Here is a 22,291-nt window from a genome sequence, read left to right as displayed (position 1 = left end):
TCCAGCTCCTCTGTCCTTCATCATGGCACTCACTCCGGCGAAACGTGGCGTCTGCGGGCCGAATGGATCGGGTTGGCCCCGGCGACCAGGTCGTCGAACCGGTGCCCGGCGATCTTGGCGACCTCCACGAGGGCGGCGGCGTGCTCCTGCACGTCGGGGTTGCCCATCCGCTCCCAGCCGTGCTGCAGCAGGTCCTCGACGGAGGTCTGCTCGCGCACGCAGATGATCAGCGGGAACCCGTAGCGCTCGCGGTAGGCGGCGGCGAGATCGGTGAGCTCCTCCTGCTCGGCCTCGGCCAGCCGCTCCAGCCCGAGGGAGGACTGGTCGCGCAGCGAGTCCGCGCCGCGCTGCCCACCGGCCGGGCCCAGGTCGGGGTAGCTGTTGATCAGGTCCAGCTGCTCCTCCTGGGTGGTGGAGAACAGCGCCTCCTGGAAGGCCCGGCGCAGGTCCAGCGTGTCAGCATACGGCCGGAAGCCGTAGGCCCGCTCGACCGGCCACGTCGGGCCCTGGAAGATGCCGCCGAAGGTCCGCGTGAAGGTCTCCTGGTCCATCGCGTTGACCTCCGACAGGCGGATCAGCTCGCCGGGGGTGCCGGCCACGGCCGGGCCGCGGCTCTTGCCCACGTGGAAGAAGACGAAGTTCAGCACGATGGCGGTGATGCTGCCCAGCGTGATGCCGCTGCCGAACAGGATCTCGGCCCAGCTCGGCACCGCCTTGGCGACATCCGGCACGGCGGTGACGTACATCGCCAGGCCCAGGCTGGTGGCCACGATGACCACGTTGCGGTGGTCGTCGAAGTCCACCTTGGACAGCGTCTGGATGCCGACCACGGCGACGGTGGCGAACATCGCCAGCGCGGCACCGCCGAGCACCGGGTGCGGGATGCCCGCGACCAGCGCACCGGCCTTGGGCAGCACGCCCAGGATGATCATGATGACGCCGGCCGCCGCCACGACGTAGCGGCTCTTGATCCGGGTGAGCCGGACCAGCCCGACGTTCTCGGCGAAACAGGTGTAGGGGAAGGAGTTCAGGACGCCACCGATGGTGGTGGACAGGCCGTCGGCCCGCAGCGCCCGGGCGATGTCGTCCTTGCTGATCCGCTTCTTGACGATCTCGCCGGTGGCGAAGACGTCACCGGTCGTCTCGACCGCGGTGATCAGCATGACGATGATCATCGAGACGATCGCGGCGAAGGAGAACTTCGGCCAGCCGAAGTAGAACGGCGTGGTCACCCCGAACCAGTCGGAGGTGGCCACCGCGTCGAAGTGGGCGTCGCCCAGGACGAAGGCGACCAGCGTGCCGATCACCAGGCCGGCCAGCACCGCCACGGTGGCCAGGAAGCCCTTGAACACCCGCTGGATCACCACGATCAGCAGCAGCGTGCCCAGGGCGTAGGCCATGTTCTTGGCGTTGGTCGGCTCGAAGTTCGCGGCCCCGCCGGCGGCGTCGGTGGCCGCCACGGGCAGCAGCGCCAACCCGATGATGGAGATCACCGAGCCGGTGACCACGGGCGGGAAGAACCGGATCAGCCGGCTGAAGTACGGCGCGATCAGGAAGGTGAACAGGCCGGCCACGATGACCGCGCCGTAGATCACCAGCAGGCCGTCGGTGCCGCCGCCGGCCGCCAGCCCGATCGCGATCATCGGGGACACGGCGGTGAACGTGACGCCCTGGAGCAGCGGCAGCTTGACGCCGACCTTCCAGAAGCCGATCGACTGGATGATCGAGGCGATCCCGCAGGTGAACAGGTCCGCGTTGATCAGGTGGATGAGTTGTTCGGTGGACAACCCGATGGCGTTGGCCAGCAGGATCGGCACCACCACGGCGCCCGCGTAGAACGCGAGGACGTGCTGCATGCCGTAGACGGCGAGCTTGGGTGCGGGGAGGATCTCGTCGACCGGGTGGACGGTGCGAGGGGCTTCCTCAGACGATTCTGGGGGAGCAGCGGGTGCTGGGGTGGAGGACATCGTTGGCGCTCCTCGGGCCGCTTCGACGCGGCGCGACGTTCTTGGGCGGCTGGTCCTTGTCGGGTATGTTCGGGGTCGAACACGACGACGTATACCGCCCTGCGAAATTGATATTCCGCATTGGGTAATGTCGGACCGTCTGTGTGGAACGTCAAGGGCGAGTTTGCCCCCGCCGAATCCCCGTGGCATCCCCGCCGCCGGACGGCGTACGGTCTGCGGATGACCACCCCAGACCCAGCTTCCGTGCCGGACACCACGACCCGCCGTGTCGACCCGCCCCACCAGGGTGACGAGGTGACCCTGCTCCGCTCCTACGTCGCGTTCCTGAGGGCCTCCGTGCGACTCAAGGCGCAGGGCCTGGACGCGGCCTCGCTGCGGACCCGGCACGAGCCGTCGGAGCTCACCCTCGGCGGGTTGCTCAAGCACCTGGCGCTGGTCGAGCACTGGTGGTTCTCCTGCGTGCTGCGCGGGACCGGGTATGCCGAGCCGTGGGCGAGCGTGGACTGGGACGCCGACGAGGACTGGGACCATCACAGCGCGGACCAGGACTCTCCGGCCGAGCTCCTCGCGCTCTACGACGGCGCGATCGCCGAGTCCGACCGGATCACCGACGAGTTGCTGGCCACCCCCGAGGGGCTGGACACGGTGGCGCTGCGTCCGCCGCCGGAGGGTGACCCGGTGACGCTGCGCTACGTCCTGCTACACATGGTCGAGGAGTACGGCCGGCACGCCGGCCACGCCGACCTGATCCGGGAGTCGATCGACGGCCTCACCGGGGAGTAGCCCCGGTCCCGTCCGCGCCAGGGTGAGGGCCGTGGCGCGGGGAGTAGGCGCCGGCCAGCTCGCGCCCGATCCGGCCGAGCTGGTCTCTCACCGTGTCCGGCCCCACCACCTCGACCAGCGACCCCCAGCCCGCGAGGTGGCGGGCCAGGTCCAGCGCGGTCGGTGCTCCCACCCGCACCCGGGCCCGACCGTCGGCGTGCGGCTGCTCGCGGACCAGGTGCCGCCCGAACTGGTGGGCCAGGACGCCCGCGAGGTGCTCCGGCACGAGCACCGTGGCCCAGCTCTGGGAGCGCCGCGCTTCCACCTCCTCCACGATCTCTGCCCAGGCGGCCTCCAGCGTGGCCGCATCCGGACGGGTGAAGGTCTCCTCGGTCACCGTCGCGGCCACGATCCGGTCGATCCGGAAGGTGCGCCGGCCGCGCTCCGTGTGCGCCACGAGGTACCAGGTGTCGTCCTTGTCGACGACGACCCACGGGTCGACCCGGCGGCGGCTGGTCTCCCCGCGGGCGTCGCGGTAGGAGAGGTCGACGCGCCGCGCCGCGATCACCGCCGACCGGAGACCGTCCACCACGGCGGGGCGGTGCCGGTCGACCTCGCCCCACCGGGTCGGGTCGATCAGGGTGGCGCCGGCCGCGGCCTGCGCCTCCGGGCGGAACGTCCTCGGCAGGGCCTGCAGCAGCTTGCGCAGCGCGCTCTTGGCCTCCTCCGAGACCGCTGCCGCCGGTCCGATCAGCAGGAACAGCGCCCGTGCCTCGTCGGCGGTGAGTCCGCTGAGGTCGGTCCGCGCCCCGCCCACCAGGGCCCAGCCGCCACCCCGCCCGGGCTGCGGATAGACCGGTATGCCGGCGCCCGCCAGCGCTGTCAGGTCGCGCCGGGCGGTGGCCAGCGAGACCTCGAGCTCCTGCGCCAGCTCGGCGGCCGTGACCCGGCCGCGCTGCTGGAGGACCAGCAGCGCCGCGACGAGCCGGTCCGCGCGCATGACGCGATCGTGCCACGAAAAGTAGTCATGAGGTGAGCACTTTGTCGAGGAGGGTGGACCTGTCGGAACACACACCACCGAGGTGAGGAGCCACCCATGTTGCGAGGACTGAGCACGATCGTCTACACCGCCGAGGACGTCGCGGAGGCGGTGGACTGGTACGCCCGGGTGCTGGGCGCCGAGCCGTACTTCCGCCGGCCCGAGGAGGGGCCCCCGGCCTACGCCGAGTTCCGGATCGGTGACTACGCCCACGAGCTGGGGATCATGGACCGCCGGTACTGGCCGGACGCCGCCGTCCTGGACGGGCCGGCCAGTGGCGCGTCGGTGGCCTACTGGGCGGTCGACGACGTCCGGGCGGCCCGGCAGCGGCTGCTCGACCTGGGCGCCGTCGCGCTCGAGGAGGTCACCGTCCGCGGCCCGGGGTTCGTCACGGCGTCGGTGCGGGACCCGTTCGGCAACGTGCTCGGCATCATGGAGAACCAGCACTACCAGGAGGTCCTGGCGCAGCGCCCCGCCGGGCTGCGAGGCTGACGGCAGTCAATCCCTCCGGGGCCCCGCGGCCGTACCCTCGAGCATGGCCGGACCCTCGCGCGCGGACCGGGCCGACGACGCCGCCCTGCTGGCCGGGCTGGCGCTGGAGGACCCGGCGGTCTCCGCCGCGTTCGTCCGCAGGTTCCAGGGGGCGGTGTACGGACTGGCGGTCGCCATCACCCGGGACCCGGGCCTGGCGCAGGACGTCAGCCAGGAGGTCTTCGTCCGGTCCTGGCGGGCCGCGGACACCTACGACCCGCGCCGGGCCTCGGTCCTGACCTGGCTGCTCACTATCACCCGCAACGCCGCGATCGACGCGGTCCGGGCGCGGCGGGCGACACCGACCGACGACGAGGTCCTGGGTCAGTTGGTCCAGGACGCCCTGTCCGTGCCGGACCTGGCCGAGACGGCCCAGCTCCGGCTGGAGACCAGCCGGGCGGTGCGCCGGCTGCACGACGTCTCCCCCGAGCAGGCGCGGGCCGTGGTCCTCGCCGTCCTGGCGGGCTGCACCGCCGCGGACGTGGCGCAGCGGGAGGGGATCCCGCTCGGCACGGCCAAGACCCGCATCCGCACCGGTCTGCGCAGGCTCCGGGAGGACGCGGCGGCCCTGCAGCGTGAGGGGGAACGGGACCGATGACCACGACCGGACACCCCGACCACGACCTGATCCTGGACCTGGCGCTAGGCGGCTCGGCGGACGCCACGGGGCAGGCTGCGGCCCACCTGGCCGACTGCGCCCGGTGCCGGCGCGACTACCAGGACCTGGCCGACGCCGTCGCGCACGTCCTGCCGGCAGTGCCTCGCGTGGCCCCGCCGCCGGACTTCCTGCCCGGCGTGGTGGCGGCACTGCATACCCCCGGCGGGCGCACCCCAGCGGTCGTCGCGCCCGCTGCCGACAGGCGGTGGCGGGTCTGGCCGACCGTGGCCGCCGGTCTCCTCGGCCTGGTGGCCGGGGCTGCGATCACGGTGGGCGTCACCGCGGACCCGGCGCCGCCGGCCGGTGCCCCGGTGGCCGTGACGGAGCCGCCGGGTGCGCTGCGCACCGCGGACGGGGGGCTGGTCGGCCGCGTCGCCCCGAGCCGCGCCGCCGGCAAGGAGGTGTTGGTCGTCGAGGTGACCGACGGCCCACCTGGGGCGCGGTACACCTGCCGCCTGGTGCTGTCCGACGGCTCCACGCAGGACGTCGGGTCGTGGACCCTCGACGGTGCCGGCCCCCAGAGCTGGGTCGTCCCGGTGCCCGCCCAGCCGGTTGAGACCGTCGAGCTGGTCGCCGAGTCCGGACGGGTGTGGTCGAGCGCCACCCCGTGACCTGCGGGTGGCCTCGAGCCACGAGCTGCCCGTCTGGGGCTGGCCCGGGTCCGGACGCAGCCCCCGCCCGCGTGCAGGATTGGTGTGGAAACGAATGGGGGCTATGGGCCCCAAAGGTTTCCACGCGAGCCGTGTCCGCCCGGCCGGTCGAGGCGGTCGAGCGTCACGACGTGACCCGTTGGTGGCTTCGAGGCACGAGCTGACCGCCTGGGGGCGGCCCGGGTGCGGGCGCAGCCCCGCCTGCGCGCAGGATTGGTGTGGAAACAAATGGGGGCTATGGGCCCCAAAGGTTTCCACACCAGCCGTGTCCGCCCCGCGGGTGCGGCCCGTCGGACCCCGATCGCCTAACCTGGCCGGGACCGCCGGACCCCGCCGACACCAGGAGCCACGATGTCCCGCACCCGACGCGTACCCCTCGCAGCAGGCGCCCTCGCGCTCGCGGCCCTCGGTCTCGCCGGGTGCAGCCAGGAGGTCTCCGCCGGGGACCTCGAGGACAGCATCCGGGAGCAGGCGGACGCCCAGGGCCTGCAACTGGAGTCCGTCGACTGCCGCGAGGGCCTGCCGCCCGAGGTCGGCGCGACCGTGATCTGCGACGTGGAGATCGTCGGGGTGGACGAGGCCGGTGGCCAGGTGGACCGGATCCGGGTCGAGGCCGTGGAGGTCAACGACGACGAGGTGCGGTTCAGCCTGGAGCCGCTCGCGGTCGGCGACCCCGACTGACGCAGACTCCGGCCGAACGGTCGAAAGAAGCCGGCTGACCCTGGCTGGGGGTGGTGGGCTCAGGGCGCGTAGATGTTCGCCCACACCACGAAGAGCACGGCGAGCCCCACGATGCCCAGCGACACCGACAGGGTCACCTTGCGCCAGGCCCGGGGCAGCGCCCACGGCAGGGCAAGGATGAGCGCGAGGAACCCAGGCACCATCATGATGAACGCGAAGACCCGCCGGTTCCCGTTCGGGTCCGGGCCGTGCTCGACCGGCGGACTGGCCAGGACGGCCCAGACGCAGACCAGGATGAAGACGGTGGCCAGGACGCTGACGGTGATCCCGATCGGGCGGAACGGGTCACGGGTCGGGGAGTCGGAGGGGTCCATAGGTCAGCGACGCACCCACAGCAGGTAGCAGAAGGCCAGCACCACGAGCAGCAGGCCGAGCAGCACCACGTAGGGGAGCCGGAGCCTCGGGGGGAGCGCCAGCGGGAGCGCGGCGACGAAGACGAGCAGTCCGGGCACCATGACGAAGAAGCCCAGGATCCGCAGATAGCCGTGCATGTCGCGGTCCGCATCCGTGCTGATCAGCAGCATCGCCGCTCCGAGCGCCAGCGGCACCGCGGCGAGCACGGCGATCACGGTGGCGACGATCCGGCCCGTGGCAAGACGAGGCGGAGCCGCTACCGGCCCCCCGGGATATGGCTGGCCGTAGTCCCCCTGACTCATCCGGTCAGCATGCCACACGGGCGTGACCCGGACGGGTCCGGAACCGGTGGCCGGCGATCGTCAGCGACCGGAGTCAGCGCTCGGCCGCGGGCGGCCCGGCCAACCGGTGGCGCAACCCGCTGGCCCGCTGCACCCGGCGCTCGACGGCGGCCCGGACCACGTCTTCGGACCCGACGACGCGCACGGTCGACTGCGCGCGGGTGACCGCGGTGTAGAACAGCTCGCGGGTCAGGAGGCGGGAGTCCGCATCGGGCAGCAGGACGGTCACGACGTCGGCCTGGCTGCCCTGGCTCTTGTGGATCGTCATGGCGTGCATCGTGTCCACGTCAGCGAGGCGGCTGGTCGCGAGTTCCACCGTGCCGGTCGCCCCGGCGAGCACGGCGACGGTTCCTCCCGGGAGTGCTGCGCCGTCGGTCGGCCCCGAGCGGGGTGACCCTGAGGGGCGCACCACGACGCCGGTGTCGCCGTTGTAGAGCCCCAGCCCGTAGTCGTTGGCGGTGACCAGCAGCGGGCGACCGGGATACATCGGCTCCCACAACGGGTCACCCGTCTCCTCGGTGATCCACTGCTCCACCCGCCGGTTCCAGGTGCGCACCCCGAACGGGCCGGCGCGGTGGGCGCACAGCAGCCGGTGCCGGTCCAGCAGTTCCAGCGCTCCCCGCGAGTCGCCCCGCCGGGCCAGGTCGCGGAGCTCGAGTGCGGGGCGGAGCAGGTGGGGACGGAGCGCCTCCGCGGCCTCGGCAGCGTCCGAGACCTCGAGGAACTGCACGGCGTCCCCGCCGGACCGCAGCGCCGCCAGCACCGCATCGGCGTCACCGCCTCGGAGCGCGTCGGCGAGCGCCCCGATCTCCTGCCCGTAGCGGTGCGCGGTGCGCAGCGCTGCCACGGGCGAGCGGTCCTGGCCCGCGGGTGGGTTGGTCGCGCGGGGAGCGGCGCCGAGCCCGGCGACGAGGTCGGACAGGACCGCCCCGGCCTCGACCGAGGCGAGTTGGTCGGGGTCCCCGACCAGGACCAGGCGGGTGTCGGGTCGCACAGCCTCCAGCAGCCGGGCCATCATCGTCAGCGACACCATCGAGGTCTCGTCCACCACGATCACGTCGTGCGGGAGGTGGTTGCTCCGGTCGTGGCGGAACCGGGTGGCGTTGTCCGGGCGCACCCCCAGCAGCCGGTGCAGCGTGGCGGCGGGCAGCTCCCCGAGCCGGTCCCGGTAGGCCTGCGGGAGCCGGGTGGACGCGTCGGCGACCGCGCCCTGCAACCGGGCCGCGGCCTTGCCGGTGGGCGCGGTGAGCGCGATCCGCAACGGTCGGGCACCGGCGTGCTCGGCCTGCTCGGCGAGCAGGGCGAGCAGCCCGGCGACGGCCGTCGTCTTGCCGGTGCCCGGGCCGCCGGTGAGGACGGTGGTCCACTGCCGGGCGGCCCGGAGGGACGCGGCCCGCTGCTCGGCGTACCCGTCGTCGGGGAAGACCTGCAGCACGCCGGCCTCGAGGACCGCGTCGTCCACCGGTGGAGGGGGTTCGGCCGCCCGGTCCCGCAGGTCCTGGGCGACCTGCACCTCCTGCTGCCGGTAGCGGTCCAGGTAGAGCAGGTCGAACTCCCAGCGCAGCACCCCGGCCTCGACCAGCGGGCTGGCCGCGACCGCCTCGGCCCACCCGGCAGGGTCCGGCCAGGGCAGGTCGTTCTCGGGGGTCTCGGCCTCGGGCGCGATGTCCCGCACGCCGGCGAGGTCCACGCACACGGATCCGAGCCGCACGGCGCGCGTCGCCAGGGCCACCGCCAGCAGCACCCGCTCGTCGCCCTCGCCGCCCAGCACCCCGAGCCGGCGGGCGACGTGCACGTCCGCGGCGGTGAGGACGCCGGCGTCGTTGAACTCGCGCAGCAGCCCCTCGGAGGACAGCGCGATCCGGCGGTCGAACCGACCGGTCAGCTCGAAGATCTCGGTCATCGGACGTCCTCCTCCGGTGCCCCGTCGAGCAGGTCGGACAGGGCGAGCACCAGGGCGGTCGGAGGCCGCCAGGAGAAGACGCCGGTCGGGTGCCCGTCGACGACCGGGGTCTGCGGGCCGCACATGCCGCGCAGGTAGAGGTAGAGCACCCCGCCCAGGTGCCGGTCCGGGTCGTAGCCGGGCTGCCGCCAGCGCAGGAAGCGGTGCAGCACCACGGCATACAGGAGCGCCTGGAGCGGGTAGTCGGAGTGGCCCATCGCGGCGGCCAGCGCCTCCGGCCGATAGTCGTATGCCGTCAGCTCGGTGTCGGCGGTGCCCAGCCAGTTGGTCTTGTAGTCGACCACCAGGTAGCGCTCGCCGAGCCGCAGCACGACGTCGACCGACCCGGTGAGATAGCCCCGCAGCACCTGGTCGGCCAGCAGGGGCTGGGTCTCCAGCAGCTCGGCATACGGGATGAGCGGGTCGCCCTCGGGCAGGTGCCGGCGCAGCAGCACCGCGACGTCACCGAGCTGGACCGTCCCCGCGTCGTAGTCCGCCACGTCGCCGCCGGCCAGCGGCAGCTCGAACTCCATCTCCGGGAGCCGGTCGGCCAGCGGGATCCGGCGCAGCGTCGCGTCCCCGGCCAGCGGCCCCAGCGGACTGTCGCAGACCTGCTCCAGGGCGTCGGCCAGCTCCGCGGGGTCCAGCGGGACCGGCCACCGGACCAGCTGGTCGCCGATCCGGTCCAGGAGCTCCTCGCGGAAGTCGGGGGCGGCCGGGTCGGCGTCCTCGAGGACGCCGTGCACCAGGGAGCCGAAGGTCGCGCCGACGGGCAGGTCGGCCATCGGGGAGGGCACGGTGAGTCGGGGGTCGGGGATCAGGGCGTCCGGGTCCGGCAGGTCGGTGACCGGCAGCTCGGCCGGGGGTTCGTCCTCGCGGGGCGGCTCCTCCGGCTCGCTGCCGACCGCGTCGGCCCGCTGGTCGACCTGCTCCAGGGCCCTGCTCAGCGCGGAGTAGGAGGTGCGCCGCCAGTCCGTGTCGACCGTGCGGGAGAAGTCGCGGACCCCGAGCCGGTCCGTCTCCTCCCGCAGGTCGGCCTCCACCGGCTCGGCGACCACCGAGGGCTCGATGACCGGCCCGCCGGCCGCCGACCAGGCGGCGAAGGCGGCTGCCGCGTCGTCGTCCGAGGGCGCCTGGGTCACGTCCGGGACCTCGGCGACCCCGGCCGGGCGACCGAGCAGGATCCGCTGCAGCGCCGAGGCGCGGATGTTGCTGTTCGGTGCCCACCACGCCACGACCTGCGACTGGGCCCGGGTCAGCGCGACGTAGAGCAGCCGCAGCGACTCCCCGGCCTCCTCCTCGCGGTGCCGGACGGTGTTGCCCTCGAAGTCGGGGTGCCCCTCGCCACCCACGTCGATCGAGCGGAGCCGGTCCGGTCCCGAGCCGTGGAACATCGGGATGTCGATCGTCGGGGGCAGCCAGCGCTCGGACAGGTAGGGCAGGTAGACGATGGGGTACTGCAGGCCCTTGCTCCCGTGGATGGTGACCAGCTGGACCGCCGCGGCATCGCTGTCGAGCCGCCGGGTGCGGGAGTTGGTGCCCGCCGGGCGGTCCTCGGCCATCTGCTGGCGCAGCCAGGTGAGCAGGGCGACCAGCCCGAGGTGGTCGGCGACGGCCGCCTCGTGCAGGGCCTGGGCGGTGTGCCGGAGGTCGGTCAGCCGGCGCTCCCCGTCGGCGGTCCGCAGCACCCGGGCCGGGAGCCCGTCGATGGTGGCGGCCTCCATGACCGCTGCGACCCCGCGCCGGTCGAACAGCTCGGCCCAGTCGCGCAGCCGCCGGGCCACCGCGTCGGTCAGGGCGTCGCCCTGCTGGTCGAGGTCCTCGGCCGAGTGGCCGATGAAGGAGGTCAGGGCGGCGGCCCGGACGCGGGCGGAGCGGTGCGGTTGCTCCAGGCCCTCGAGCAGGGTGAGCCACTCGGTGGCGCCGGGGGTCTGGAAGACGGTGCCGCCCCCGGAGACCACGGCCGGCACGCCGAGCTTGCGCAGCTCCTCCTTGACCTCGGTGAGCCGGTCGCCGGCATGGGCCAGGACGGCGATGTCACGTGGTTGCAGCGGCCTGCCGTCGAACTCCGCGCCCGAGGCCAGCAGCCCGGTGATGTCGCGGGCGACGTCCCTGGCGATGTGCTGGCGCACCGGCCCGACGGTCGGCAGGGCCCCGCGCTTGAGGTTGCCGAACTGGTCCCGACGGGCCACCCGCAACCGGAACGGGTCGGGGTGGGGCGCCCCGGACAGGCGGGAGCCGGGGTGGGCGGCACGGACGTCGTGCACGACGATGCCGGGGTCGCCCAGCGCCGCCCCGTGCAGGACCACCTGCAGCCGCTCCAGCAGCGCTGCGTCCGAGCGCCAGTTGGTGCCCAGGGTCTTCGCGGTCGCCGCGGTGCGGGCGGCCTCCAGGTAGGTGACGACGTCGCCGCCGCGGAAGGCGTAGATGGCCTGCTTGGGGTCGCCGATCAGCACCATCGTGGCGTGGCCGGAGAAGGCCCGGTCGAAGACCTGCCACTGCACGGGGTCGGTGTCCTGGAACTCGTCGACCAGCACGACCTTCCACCGCCGGCGCATCCGGTCGCGGGCCGGTGCGTCCTCGCGCTGCAGGGCGTCGGCCAGCTGGGACAGCAGGTCGTCGTAGCTGAGCACGCCGAGCCGCCGCTTGCGGGCGGCCAGCTCCTGGCGGACCGCGCGGGCGAAGCCGACCCGCCGAGCGGCGACGCTGCCCGGCTCGGGGTCGGCCGGCTCCAGCCGGGCCTGCGGGTTGCTGCCGGCCGCCTCGCGGGCGATCTTCAGCGCCTCCGCGTGGCTGAACTCCGGCCGCTCGGACCGGGCGAAGCCGCGCAGGTAGATGTCGTCGACCACCTCCACCAACAGGTCGTCCAGGTCCTCCACGAGCCGGGCCGAGGCGTCCGTGTCGCCCGCGACGCCCAGGCTGCGCAGCACCTGGTGGCAGAACTGGTGGATGGTGGCGATCGTCGCCCCGTCGAAGGAGGCCAGCGCCGCCCGGAGCCGCTGTCGCCGCAGGGCCTGTTCGGCGGGGTCGCAGGCCAGCAGGAGGGTGACCACCTCGTTGTCGGAGGGTGCGGTCGCGGGGTCGGCGAGGGCGTGCTCGGCCTCCACGAGCTGGGCCCGGACTCGCTCGCGCAGCTCCTGGCTGGCGGCCTTGCCGAAGGTGACGACCAGCATCTCCTCGAGGGTGGCCACACCCTCGGCGACGAACCGGGTGACCAGGGCGCCGATGGTCCAGGTCTTGCCGGTGCCGGCGCTGGCCTCCAGCAGCGTGGTGCCGGTGGGCAGCGGGTCGCGGATGTCGAACGGCTCGGGTGCCCGGCCGTGGCCCGGTGGGTGGACGGCGGGGTTCATAGCCTGCCCAACCGTTCGTGCGCGCGCAGCGGTTGCCAGACGCGCAGGGCGTACTGACCGAGACGGGTGGGGGCGTCGTTCCAGCGTTCGTCCGCCCGGGGCGGCCCCAACAGCACGTCGACCGGTGACCCGGCACCGAAGATGCGCACGTGGGCGGGGTCCTCGTTCTCCCCGGGTGGCAGGTACGGCTTGCCCCGGTCGGTCGTCCAGGCGCCCCTGGCGGCCTTGGCGAGCTCCGGGTCGTGCGGGCCGTGCGCGCGGGCCCAGGCGTCGGCATACGCCTCGGCGGTCTTGACCGGCAGCGGCACCGGCTCGCGCATGCCCCGGTCGTAGATGTCGACCAGGTCCCGCAACCAGGTGGCTGCGGAGTGGTCGAGTCCGCCGATGACGCTGACCCGGCCGCCCTTGCCGTAGCGGCCCACCGCGTGCGCCGTCCACGGGGTGTGCGGGTGCCCGAGCGTCAGGGCCAGCAGGTTGATCCAGGAGGCCAGCCGCTGCTTGCCCCGCAGCGAGGAGTAGGTGGTGCTGACCACCCGGTTGCCGTGCACGCCAGGCACCGTGCCGGTCAGCCGGCGACCGTCGCCCAGGTCGATATCGACGTCCACGGTGCGGGCCGGCTCGGCGCGCAGCGGGGCCGAGGAGTTGACCAGCGTCTGCACCACCCCGCACACCTCGGTCAGGGTGGCGACCCCGAGCTGCTGCGGCGGGAGCAGGCCCCGGATCCGTTCGGCGTCGATGCTGGCGTCCGGCGACATCCCGGCCAGCATGTCGCGCAGCAGCCGGTCGCCGACGTCCCACTTCTCCAGGCCGTCCAGGGTGATCGGCATCGCGTCGACCGTCTCCTCGGCGGCGAGCGGGGAGGACACGTCGAGGCGGCGCCGCAGGAAGTGCCGCACCGGGTGGGCGAAGAAGGCCTGCAGGTCGGCCAGGTTGAGGTCCGCGGGCTCCTGCGGGGCGAGCGGCTCGGCGATCAGCGGCCGCCGCGGCACCCGCTCGCCGGAGGCGGCCTCGGCCCCCTCCAGGGCCGACCGGTCGAAGCTGAACGGTCGCGCGGTCGGGACGAGGCGGCCCGGCACCAGGTTGCGGGGGTCGAACGGCTGCAGCGGGTGGCGCACCACCAGGTCGGACCCGGCCTTGCGCGGCGCCGGGTGGGTCGCGGTCTCCAGCACCGCGTCCAGGATCTCCCCGAGCGGGACGGCGGGCGGACGGCTTGCCCCGCTGTGCTCGTTGGCGCCGGTGTAGGTGATCACCAGCTTGTCGGTCGCGGCCATGATCGCGTCGAGCAGCAGTTGCCGGTCCTCGCTGCGGGTGTCGCGCTCGCCGGTGAGCGGGTCGCGGGCGAGCACGTCGTCCCCGTCGGCACTGGTGCTGCGGGGGAACACCCCGTCGTCGAGCCCGACCAGGCACACCACCCGGTGCGGCACGGAGCGCATCGGCACCATCGTGCAGACGGTGAGCGTGCCGGTGCGGAAGTTGGCCCGGGTCGGCCGGCCGGACAGCCGGTCCTGCAGCAGCGTCCGCACGTCGGCCAGCCGCAACGGGGTGTCCCGGGACCCGGCGGTGGCCGCGTCCTCGATCCGGGCCAGCTCCCGCTCGAACTGGGCCACCTGCCAGGCGTCCGCGGTCGGCACGTCGGTCAGCCGGGAGACGCCCTCGCCGAGCGCGGACATCCACTCGGTGACGGTGCCCGCCGCGGCGAGGGAGCGCAGCGTGTGGTCCAACCGGTCGACCAGCTCGGCGAGCCGACCGGCCAGGTCGATGTCGTTGCTGCCCACGTCGTCGACCGGCAGCGCGGTGCCGAGCGGACGGTGCTCGTCCTCGGCCAGCGCGACCCCGACCAGCACCCGGTCCAGGCCGAACCGCCAGGTGTTCTGCCCCAGCGAGGACAACCGGTAGCGGCCCCGGTGCTCGTGGTCCAACCCCCACCGGATGCCGGCGGTGGCTACCCAGGCGGTGACCTGCTCCAGGTCGTCGTCGGACAGCCCGAACCGGTGGCGCACCGGGGCCGTCGAGGCCAGGTCGAGCACCTCGGTCGCGGTGACCCGGCCCCCGGCGAGGGCCACCAGGGTCCCGGCGACGGCGAGCAGCGGGTTGGTGCTGGACAGCGCGCGGTCGGCGAGCCGGACCCGCAGCCGGTGTGCCGGGTGCCCCGTCCCGACCTGGTCCAGCAGCCGGTCGGCCATGCCGAAGCCGGCCTGGATCAGCGGGGCGTAGGTCTCGATGTCGGGACACATCACCAGGATGTCGCGCGGCTCCAGCGTCGGGTCGTCCTGCAGCAGCCCGACGAGCACCTCCCGGAGCACGTCCACCTGCCGGGCGGCGCCGTGGCAGGCGTGCACCTGCACCGTGTCGTCGGCCGGGTCGACCGGCCGCGCTGCCCGGGTCGCGCCGTCGGGTGGGGCGTCGTGCCGCAGGTCGGCCTGCAACCAGCCGAGGAGGGTCTGCGGGGTGGCCAGGTCGCGCGGGTCCGGGGTGGGCCCGGCGTCGGCGACGGCGAGGGTGCGTTGCAGCTCGCGGGCGTCGCGGCCCAGCGAGGAGAGCAGGGGGTGGCGCACCATCGCGGTCGTGGGGTCCTCGCGCCGGGAGACCGGCCCGGTCGCGACCGGGGCCAGCGCGTCCCAGGAGGCAGGGGAGGCCTGCGGCAGCCACAGGTGCACGTCGCGCAGCGTGCCCAGGGCGTCGAGCAGCTCGACCTCGGTGACCGGCACCCGGGTGTGTCCGAACAGCGACAGCCGCGGGGGGAGGTCGAGACCGTCACCGCCGTCCCGCAGCCGCTGCACCGTCTCCGTATGCCGGAGGTCGGGTGGCGAGCTGTCGACCCGGTCCACGAGGGCGCGCCACAGCCGGGGCTGCCAGTGGAGGTCCGGGTCCAGGGGGTGGCCCGCCCCGTCGCTGTCCCGACCCTGCCGCCAGTCGGCGACGAGGGACGGGCGCTGCACGGCATACGAGGCGAACAGGCCGGCCAGGCGGCGGGCGACCGCGTAACGCCGCTCCTGCCGCAGCTGCGCCTCCTCGTCCTCCCGGCCGTGGCCGAGGTGCAGCGCCAGGGTGTTTGCCCACGGCTCGTCGAGGCTCTCGTCGATCACCCGCAGCAGCGGCCACACCAGCCGGTCGGGGTCCCACGGGTCGTCCCGCTCCGCGTCCAGGAGCAGGGCGACCAGCGACCGGGGGCTGAGGAAGCGCACGCCCGCGCACACGCCGTCGCCCCCGCGGGGACCGGTGCCCAGCCGGTGCGACAGGCGCTGGGTGAGCCACCGTTCCACCCCGCGCGCGGGCACCACGACGACCTCCTCGGCGAACGGGTCCGCCAAGGGGGTCGCCAGCAGGTCACCGAGCTCGTCGGCGAGCAGGTCGGTGCGCTCCGCGCGATGGATGAACAGTCCCACGGGGACCACCGTATTGCCGGGCGGGGACAGACCGCCCACGCCCCACGCCCACGCGGCCGTGGCGTCTCGCGGTCGACCCGGGAGGCGTCGGCATACAGTCGTGGGGTGGCCAACGAGGCGATGCGGCAGACCTGGGCCCAGGGCGGTGCCGGCTGGGTGGAGCACGAGACGATCTTCGACGCGGTGTTCGCGCCGGTGACGGCGGCGATCCTGGAGCGCGATGCACCGGCGCCGGGGCTGCGGTTGCTCGACGTCGGGTGCGGGTCGGGCACGCTGCTGGAGGCCGGCGCGCGGGCGGGCGCCGATGTGGTCGGGGTCGACATCTCGCCGGTGATGGCGCGTGCCGCCCGCGCCCGCGTGCCGTCCGCGACGGTCCTGGTGGCGGATGCCCAGTCGGCGGACCTGCTGGTGGAGGCGCCGGGGGAGCCGTTCGACCGGGTGGTGTCCCGCTTCGGGGTGATGTTCTTCGACGAGCCCGCGGCGGCGTTCGCCAACCTGCGGCGGTGCAGCGCCCCCGGTGCGCGGCTGGTCTTCGCGTGCTGGCGGGGCGTGGCTGAGAACCCCAGCTTCACCGCGGGGACCGAGCTGCTGGTGGCGCGGATGGATCCGCGCCCGGAACCCCCGCCGCCGGGTGCACCCGGCCCGATGGCGTTCGCGGACGGAGAGCGCCTGCGTGGTCTCCTGACCGCGGCGGGGTGGGGCTCGGTCGCGGTGGACCCGTTCGACTTCACCGGCGTCTACGGCAGCGGTGACAGCGACGGGGTGGCAGAGCGGATGGCGGTGATCCTGTCCACCAGCGGCGGGCGGCTGGCCCGCGCGCAGCTGGAGCCGCGGCTCGGGGAGGAGGGCTGGGCCAGCCTGCTCGAGGAGGTCCGGGCCGAGGTCCGGACGCACCTGGTCGACGGGGTGGTGCAACTCCCCGGCGCCACCTGGCTGGTGAGCGCGACCAACTCCTAGCCGCCGCATCCCTCGACGCGGACCCCGATCTGGTGCCAGACTCCCAGGCGTGACGGACCGGACCGAGCCGCTTGCCCAGACCGTTTCCTACCCCGGCCTGGGGAGCCGACCCCATGCCGTGGAGGTCGCCGCACCCCACGTCATCGTGCTGTTCGGGGCGTGTGGCGACCTCGCGCGGCGCAAGTTGCTGCCCGGACTGGCCTACCTGGCGGTGTCCGACCTCGCCCCGGAGATCCGGGTGGTCGGCACCTCGCTGGAGGAGATGGACGACGCCAGCTTCCGGGCGTTCACCCGGCAGGCGCTCGCCGAGTTCGGCAACCGCCCGCTGACCGACGACCAGTGGGCGGTGTTCGAGGAGCGGTTGCACTACGTGCCGCAGGCGCGGGGTGCGGACGAACTGGCCCGGGTGGTCCGCGAGGAGTCGGCGGCCCTGGGCGAGGGGGCCGGGCTGTTGCACTACCTGAGCGTGCCCCCGAAGGCGGCGCTGTCGGTGATCGAGAGCTTGCGCGAGGCCGGCCTGGTCGCCGGCTCCCGGATCGTGATGGAGAAGCCGTTCGGCACCGACCTGGCCAGCGCGGTGGACCTCAACGACCGGGTGCACCAGACCTTCGCCGAGGAGCAGATCTTCCGGATCGACCACTTCCTGGGCAAGGAGGCGGCGCAGAACATCCTGGCCTTCCGGTTCGCCAACGGGCTCTTCGAGCCGATCTGGAACCGCAACTTCATCGACCACGTGCAGATCGACATCCCGGAGACCCTGGGGCTGGACCGGCGGGCCGGTTTCTACGAGGAGACCGGGGCATACAAGGACATGGTGGTGACCCACCTGCTGCAGGTGCTGGCGTTCGTCGCGATGGAGCCCCCGACGGCGCTGGAGCCCGGCGCGATCAGCGAGGAGAAGAACAAGGTCTTCCGCTCGATGCTCCCCCTGGACCCGGGTCAGGTCGTGCGCGGGCAGTATGCCGGGTACCGCGGCGAGGAGGGGGTCGCCCGGGACTCCGACACCGAGACCTTCATCGCGCTGCGCTGCGAGATCGACAACTGGCGCTGGGCGGGCGTGCCGTTCTACCTGCGCACCGGCAAGCGGATGGCCGAGGGCGCCCGGATCATCTCGATCGCCTTCAAGGAGGCGCCGCGGACCATGTTCCCGGCCAACTCCGGGGTCGGCCAGGCCGGCCCGGACCACCTCACCTTCGACCTGGCGGACGAGTCCAAGGTGTCGCTGTCCTTCTACGGCAAGCGCCCCGGCCCCGGGATGAAGCTGGAGAAGCTGTCCATGCAGTTCTCCACCCGGGAGACCGAGGCGGCCGGTGACGTGCTGGAGGCCTACGAGCGGTTGCTGCTGGACGCGATGCGGGGTGACCACACGCTGTTCACCACCGCGGAGGGCATCGAGAGCCTGTGGGAGCGGTCGGCCCCGCTGCTGCAGAGCCCGCCGCCGGTCAAGCCCTACCCGCCCGGCACCTGGGGGCCCAACGCGATCCACCAGCTGATCGCGCCGCACGCGTGGCGGCTGCCGTTCGAGCGGGCCTGGCGGGAGAAGCCCAGCGCCGGTTGACGACTGGGGCCTCGGTGAGGCGGTCCGCGCGCTATCGTGGGGTCCGTGTCGGAGCCGGGGCTGATCACCGCGCGCACCGCGCTCGCCGTCCTGGTCGCCACCTGGCCTCGCCGGATCATCCTGTCGCTGCTGCTGCTCGTGCCCGTCGTCGTGGCCGCGGGCGGGGGCTTCGCCCGGGCCGACCCGCCGCCGCGCGACGTCGAGCCCGGGGTGGCCACCGACACCGGTGCCTACCGCGTGGTGCCGCACACCTACTTCGTGTCGGACCGGGTGGACGCCGGCAGCCTCGACGAGGGCACCCGCTGGGTGGGTGCGGTCGTCGAGATCACCAACCAGGGGCCGGAACCCATCAGCGTCACCTTCAGCGACCAGACCTTCGAGCTGCCGGACGACCTCCCGCTCGACGACTACGTGAACCCGCGGGAGGTGCTGCGGGCGGACACCGGGACCCGGCTGGGCTACGCCCAGCCCGGCGTCACCTACCAGGTGGTCCTGCTGTGGCAGACCACCGCCCTGGCGGACCCGCCGCCGGAGCTGACCCTGACGATGAACCGGACCGAGTGGACCCGGTGGGAGATCGAGGCGGGGCAGTACACCTGGCGGGCCACCCCCGAGGCGTATGACGTGGCGCTGCCCCTGGGTGAGCCGCCCGCCTCGGTCCTCGAGGAGGAGGACGAGTGAGGCCCGCCCGGTGGGGCCTGGTCGCGATGCTCGCCGCCGCGGTCGCGGCCGGCGGCGCCGGCAACGCGATCGACGATGCCTACCTGGCCAGCGGGTGGCACACGGTGGTCCGGGGCGAGGAGGGCAGCGACGTCGGGGTCGGCCCGTTCCAGGTCCACGTGCACGGCGCGACCTCCTCGGCCCAGCTCGAGGACCGCGACCTGCTGACCAGCCCGGCGACCTTCGTGGCCGTCGACGTCTCCTATGCCACCACCGACGCCTGGGCCACCCCGGAGGGGGTGCTGCTGGTCGACGCGGAGGGGCGCGAGTTCGTCCCACCGTCCGGCTTCGGCGGGGACGGGACGCCCTGGGCGGCAGGGCCGGACATCTGGCTCCGGGGAGCGTTGCTCTTCGAGGTGCCGCCGGAGTCGCTGGATGGCCTGGCCCTCGAGTTCCGGCCGGAGCTGCCCGACGCGCGGCGGCCCGCGACGACGCTGCGGGTCCCGCTCACCGTGACCACCTCCTCCGAGCCGCTCCGGCTGGAGCCGGCGGAGGTCCTGGCGGAGGGACAGCGATGAGGTGGGCCCGCGTCCTCCCGGCCGGGGTCCTGGCGGTGTCGCTGGCCGGGTGGGGCTGGTTCGCCTCCGAGGGTGCGCGGTCCGGCTGGTGGGCCTTCGGGGAGCACGTCGCGGCGGGACCGGACGACGAGGGGTGGGCGAGCCTGGACACCGTGCGGGTCCGGCTCGCCGGTGTCGAGACGGTGGCCGAGGTCGACGGCGAGCGGCCGCCCGCGGGGTTCACCTACCTGGCCCTGGAGTTCGAAGTCGATGCCGGGAGCAACGAGGCGCTGCGCAACTGCGACGTCGCCGTCCGCGACGCGCAGGGCAGGCTGTTCCTGGCCGGGGAGGAGGTCCCGAGCGGAGACCCCTACACCTCCTGGTTGGAGTGCGGCAGCACGGACGTCGCGGAGGACCCCGTTCCTACCGAACAGTCGCTGCTGGTGCTGGTCCCGGCCGATGCCGAGCCAGCCGCGGTCCGGCTGACCGCGATGGCGTTCCCGCCGGCGGAGTTCATCGAGCTGCCGCTGGGCTCCTAGCCCCGCGGTCCCGCAGCTGCCCGGCCGCGCCGAACCGGGTCAGCAACCGGTCCGCGAAGGCCGCCGTGACGACGGCGGTCAGCACCAGCGTGAGCATCTCGGCGATCCCGTCCAGGGGCGCGTGCAGCGCCTGCCAGGTCAGCTCCTCGCGCCACCCCAGCGCCAGGCGGGCCACCCACCAGACCACGACGTCGAGCTGGGCCAGCAGGGTGAACAGGACGCAGTAGGTCAGGACGGGCGCGAAGGAGGACCGCAGCACCAGCGAGATCCCGCCCGCCAGCGCCCCGAACCGCCCGCTGGTGTCCGACAGCCGGACCCAGGCCAGCTTCAGCGGGGCGTCGGCGATCCGCCCGGTCAGGGCCGCCCAGCGACCGCGCCGGACGGCGCGGACCACGTCGTCGGGGGTGACCGTGTCGGCGACCTGCAGGCCGTAGACGATCACCGCGATGGTCAGCATCGAGATCGGGACGAGCACCCCGGTCACGACGGCGTCACTCAGCACGGGCAGGGCGCCGACCACCCAGTCGCCGAACGCGCCGAGGGTGGGCAGCTGCTCGCGCACCGAGTCCCACCGCTGCGCCACGGAGGCGGCTACCTCCCGGGCCGACCACCAGCCGTGCAGGCTGCCGAGGAAGCCGGCCAGCACCCAGGCCCCGAGCGTGACCCACACCGCCTCGGCATACCCGGTGACGACGTGCACCAGACCGGCACGCGCGTCCGACCGGCCCTGCAGGTGGCCCCGGTCGATCAGCCGCGCGCCGAGCGCCCGCACCACCAGTGCCGCGGCCACGATGCCCAGGACCAACCAGGAGGCGATCTGCGGGAGCACGGTGACCGGGGCCTCGCTGCCGAGCTGCTCGTAGAGGGTGCCCCGGACGTAGTCGATCAGGTCGGCGCGCAGCGCCCCGCGGCTCTCGTAGACGACCAGGAAGGGCACCAGCACGCTGCCCGCCGCGGCCACCACGCCCCAGACGTGGGAGCGCCGGGCGTCCCGGCTGCGGACCACCAGCAGCATGGCCACCAGGGCCGCCAGGCTGGCCAGCGGCACCAGGGCCAGCACCAGGAAGCCGGGGACCGGGCCCACCCCGCCGGCGGCCACCGCGAGGCGCGCGAGCAGCTCGCGGGCCAGCAGGCTCGCGGCGGCGATCGCCAGGAGGGGCAGCCAGTGCCGGGCCAGGACCCTCCCCGCCAGCCGCACCAGCCCGGCGGACTCGCGCAGCCAGGAGGTGCTCCCGTCCACCGGTCCGGGGTCGGGGTCGGGGTCGCGCGGGCCCACCTCCCGCCGACGGCGGGGGCGCCCAGGTCCTCGGCCGTCGTCGTCAACCATCGGGCGCTACCTTAGCGAGCGCCGCCCGCGTCCGTGCGTGCGTGCCGGCTGCGCCGGGGCCGCTCAGCGCAGGATGACGGTGCGGTTGCCGTGCAGGAAGACCCGGCCCTCGCAGTGCCAGCGGACCGCGTTGGACAGCGCCTTGCACTCGGTGTCCCGCCCGGCGGCGACCAGCTCCTCGGGCCCGTAGGCGTGGTCCACCTCCTGCACCTGCTGGGAGATGATCGGCCCCTCGTCCAGGTCGCTGGACACGTAGTGGGCCGTGGCCCCGACCGTCTTCACGCCCCGCTCGTAGGCCTGGTGGTAGGGCTTGGCGCCCTTGAAGCTGGGCAGGAACGAGTGGTGGATGTTGATCGCCCGACCGGTCAGCTCGCGGGCCAGCCCGTCGCTGAGGATCTGCATGTAGCGGGCCAGCACGACGAGCTCGACGTCGTACTGCCCGACCAGCTCGAGTAGCCGCTCCTCGGCCTGCGGCTTGGTCTCCCGGGTCACCGGGACGTGGAAGAACGGGATGCCGTGCCACTCCACCAGACCCTGGTGGTCCGGGTGGTTCGACACGACCGCGACGACGTCGACGGCCAGCTCCCCGGTCCGGGCCCGGAACAGCAGGTCGTTGAGCGCGTGGCCGAACTTGGAGACCATGATCAGCACCCGGCGCCGGTCGTCGGCGTCCCGGATCTCGAAGGTCCCGCCGAAGTCACCGGCGACCGACGCGAACTCCTCGCTCAGGCCGGCCGCGCCCGGGTCGCCGTGCGCGGCGTCGAGCACGAAGTGCACCCGCAGGAAGAACCGGCCGGCCCGGAAGTCGTCGAACTGCTTGAGCTCCAGGATGTCGGCGTGCCGCTCCAGCAGGAAGCCGGTCACCGCGTGCACCAGGCCGGGTCGTTCCGGGCAGTCGAGGGTGAGGACGTATGCCGACCCGCTGGGCAGGCGGTCCGGGGCTGGGTCGCTCGTGGGTCGGGTCATGGTGTG

General features: G+C 73.8%; 19 protein-coding genes. 10 read left to right on the top strand and 9 right to left on the bottom strand.

What is annotated here, in order from left to right; genetic code table 11:
* Window positions 1–29 precede the first annotated feature (29 nt).
* Complete coding sequence (gene uraD / locus FB467_RS00835; RefSeq protein WP_141783405.1) at window positions 30–1,967, bottom strand: 2-oxo-4-hydroxy-4-carboxy-5-ureidoimidazoline decarboxylase; 1,938 nt, start codon at window positions 1,965–1,967, stop codon at window positions 30–32.
* Window positions 1,968–2,186: 219 nt separating this feature from the next.
* Between uraD and FB467_RS00830 the strand changes: the two genes are divergently transcribed.
* Window positions 2,187–2,750, top strand: a complete 564-nt coding sequence (locus FB467_RS00830) for a DinB family protein (RefSeq protein WP_141783404.1) — start codon at window positions 2,187–2,189, stop codon at window positions 2,748–2,750.
* Here the strand turns inward: FB467_RS00830 and FB467_RS00825 are convergent.
* Window positions 2,737–3,729, bottom strand: coding sequence for a helix-turn-helix transcriptional regulator (locus tag FB467_RS00825; protein WP_141783403.1), 993 nt, complete (start codon window positions 3,727–3,729; stop codon window positions 2,737–2,739). The two genes, FB467_RS00830 and FB467_RS00825, sit on opposite strands and share 14 nt — an antisense overlap.
* A gap of 96 nt (window positions 3,730–3,825) precedes the next feature.
* Between FB467_RS00825 and FB467_RS00820 the strand changes: the two genes are divergently transcribed.
* The 4 genes from FB467_RS00820 to FB467_RS00805 all read left to right on the top strand — a co-directional run bounded on the left by FB467_RS00820 (window position 3,826) and on the right by FB467_RS00805 (window position 6,288).
* Window positions 3,826–4,260, top strand: a complete 435-nt coding sequence (locus tag FB467_RS00820) for a VOC family protein (protein WP_141783402.1) — start codon at window positions 3,826–3,828, stop codon at window positions 4,258–4,260.
* Window positions 4,261–4,303: 43 nt separating this feature from the next.
* On the top strand, window positions 4,304–4,897 hold the full coding sequence (locus FB467_RS00815) for a sigma-70 family RNA polymerase sigma factor (RefSeq protein WP_141783401.1): 594 nt from the start codon (window positions 4,304–4,306) through the stop codon (window positions 4,895–4,897).
* Entirely contained in the window at window positions 4,894–5,568 is a 675-nt protein-coding gene (locus FB467_RS00810; protein WP_141783400.1) for a hypothetical protein, read from the top strand. The genes FB467_RS00815 and FB467_RS00810 overlap by 4 nt, the downstream gene beginning before the upstream one ends.
* Before the next feature lie 390 nt (window positions 5,569–5,958).
* Window positions 5,959–6,288: a DUF4333 domain-containing protein gene (locus FB467_RS00805; protein ID WP_141783399.1), complete on the top strand. Its 330-nt coding sequence runs from the start codon at window positions 5,959–5,961 to the stop codon at window positions 6,286–6,288.
* 59 nt (window positions 6,289–6,347) lie between these two features.
* Here FB467_RS00805 and FB467_RS00800 read toward each other — a convergent pair whose 3' ends face one another.
* From FB467_RS00800 to recC, 5 genes are all read right to left on the bottom strand, one after another.
* Complete coding sequence (locus FB467_RS00800) at window positions 6,348–6,662, bottom strand: hypothetical protein (RefSeq protein WP_141783398.1); 315 nt, start codon at window positions 6,660–6,662, stop codon at window positions 6,348–6,350.
* 3 nt (window positions 6,663–6,665) lie between these two features.
* Window positions 6,666–7,004 (bottom strand): hypothetical protein, encoded by a 339-nt coding sequence (locus tag FB467_RS00795; RefSeq protein ID WP_141783397.1) that lies wholly within the window; start codon window positions 7,002–7,004, stop codon window positions 6,666–6,668.
* 73 nt (window positions 7,005–7,077) lie between these two features.
* Window positions 7,078–8,946 (bottom strand): exodeoxyribonuclease V subunit alpha, encoded by a 1,869-nt coding sequence (gene recD, locus FB467_RS00790; RefSeq protein ID WP_141783396.1) that lies wholly within the window; start codon window positions 8,944–8,946, stop codon window positions 7,078–7,080.
* Window positions 8,943–12,335, bottom strand: coding sequence for a UvrD-helicase domain-containing protein (locus FB467_RS00785; protein ID WP_141783395.1), 3,393 nt, complete (start codon window positions 12,333–12,335; stop codon window positions 8,943–8,945). Before FB467_RS00785 ends, recD begins: the two co-directional genes overlap by 4 nt.
* The gene (gene recC / locus FB467_RS00780) at window positions 12,332–15,721 is read right to left on the bottom strand and encodes an exodeoxyribonuclease V subunit gamma (RefSeq protein WP_141783394.1); all 3,390 of its coding nucleotides are present in this window, start codon (window positions 15,719–15,721) and stop codon (window positions 12,332–12,334) included. Before recC ends, FB467_RS00785 begins: the two co-directional genes overlap by 4 nt.
* Window positions 15,722–15,826: 105 nt before the next feature.
* On the opposite strand from recC, the gene FB467_RS00775 reads away from it, so the two are divergent.
* From FB467_RS00775 to FB467_RS00755, 5 genes are read left to right on the top strand one after another with little or no spacing between them, the layout of a single operon-like run.
* Window positions 15,827–16,678 (top strand): class I SAM-dependent methyltransferase, encoded by an 852-nt coding sequence (locus tag FB467_RS00775; RefSeq protein WP_211350516.1) that lies wholly within the window; start codon window positions 15,827–15,829, stop codon window positions 16,676–16,678.
* Between the two features lie 49 nt (window positions 16,679–16,727).
* Window positions 16,728–18,236 (top strand): glucose-6-phosphate dehydrogenase, encoded by a 1,509-nt coding sequence (gene zwf, locus FB467_RS00770; protein WP_194288382.1) that lies wholly within the window; start codon window positions 16,728–16,730, stop codon window positions 18,234–18,236.
* A gap of 45 nt (window positions 18,237–18,281) precedes the next feature.
* Window positions 18,282–18,917, top strand: a complete 636-nt coding sequence (locus FB467_RS00765) for a hypothetical protein (RefSeq protein WP_141783393.1) — start codon at window positions 18,282–18,284, stop codon at window positions 18,915–18,917.
* Window positions 18,914–19,474 carry a hypothetical protein gene (locus FB467_RS00760; protein WP_141783392.1) on the top strand — a complete coding sequence of 187 codons (561 nt, stop codon included), beginning with the start codon at window positions 18,914–18,916 and terminating at the stop codon, window positions 19,472–19,474. The genes FB467_RS00765 and FB467_RS00760 overlap by 4 nt, the downstream gene beginning before the upstream one ends.
* Window positions 19,471–19,992 (top strand): hypothetical protein, encoded by a 522-nt coding sequence (locus FB467_RS00755; protein WP_141783391.1) that lies wholly within the window; start codon window positions 19,471–19,473, stop codon window positions 19,990–19,992. Before FB467_RS00760 ends, FB467_RS00755 begins: the two co-directional genes overlap by 4 nt.
* On the opposite strand, the gene FB467_RS00750 is transcribed toward FB467_RS00755, so the two are convergent.
* Window positions 19,967–21,232, bottom strand: coding sequence for a hypothetical protein (locus FB467_RS00750; protein ID WP_170230503.1), 1,266 nt, complete (start codon window positions 21,230–21,232; stop codon window positions 19,967–19,969). The two genes, FB467_RS00755 and FB467_RS00750, sit on opposite strands and share 26 nt — an antisense overlap.
* Window positions 21,233–21,382: 150 nt before the next feature.
* A complete protein-coding gene (gene purU / locus FB467_RS00745) occupies window positions 21,383–22,285 on the bottom strand; it encodes a formyltetrahydrofolate deformylase (protein ID WP_141783389.1) in 903 nt (300 codons plus the stop codon).
* Window positions 22,286–22,291: the final 6 nt, after the last annotated feature.

Origin of the sequence: Ornithinicoccus hortensis (genome assembly GCF_006716185.1) — a bacterium.
GTDB lineage: Bacteria > Actinomycetota > Actinomycetes > Actinomycetales > Dermatophilaceae > Ornithinicoccus > Ornithinicoccus hortensis.
Note: the sequence above shows the minus strand (reverse complement) of the source record. Positions and strands in the feature narration are given on the sequence as shown.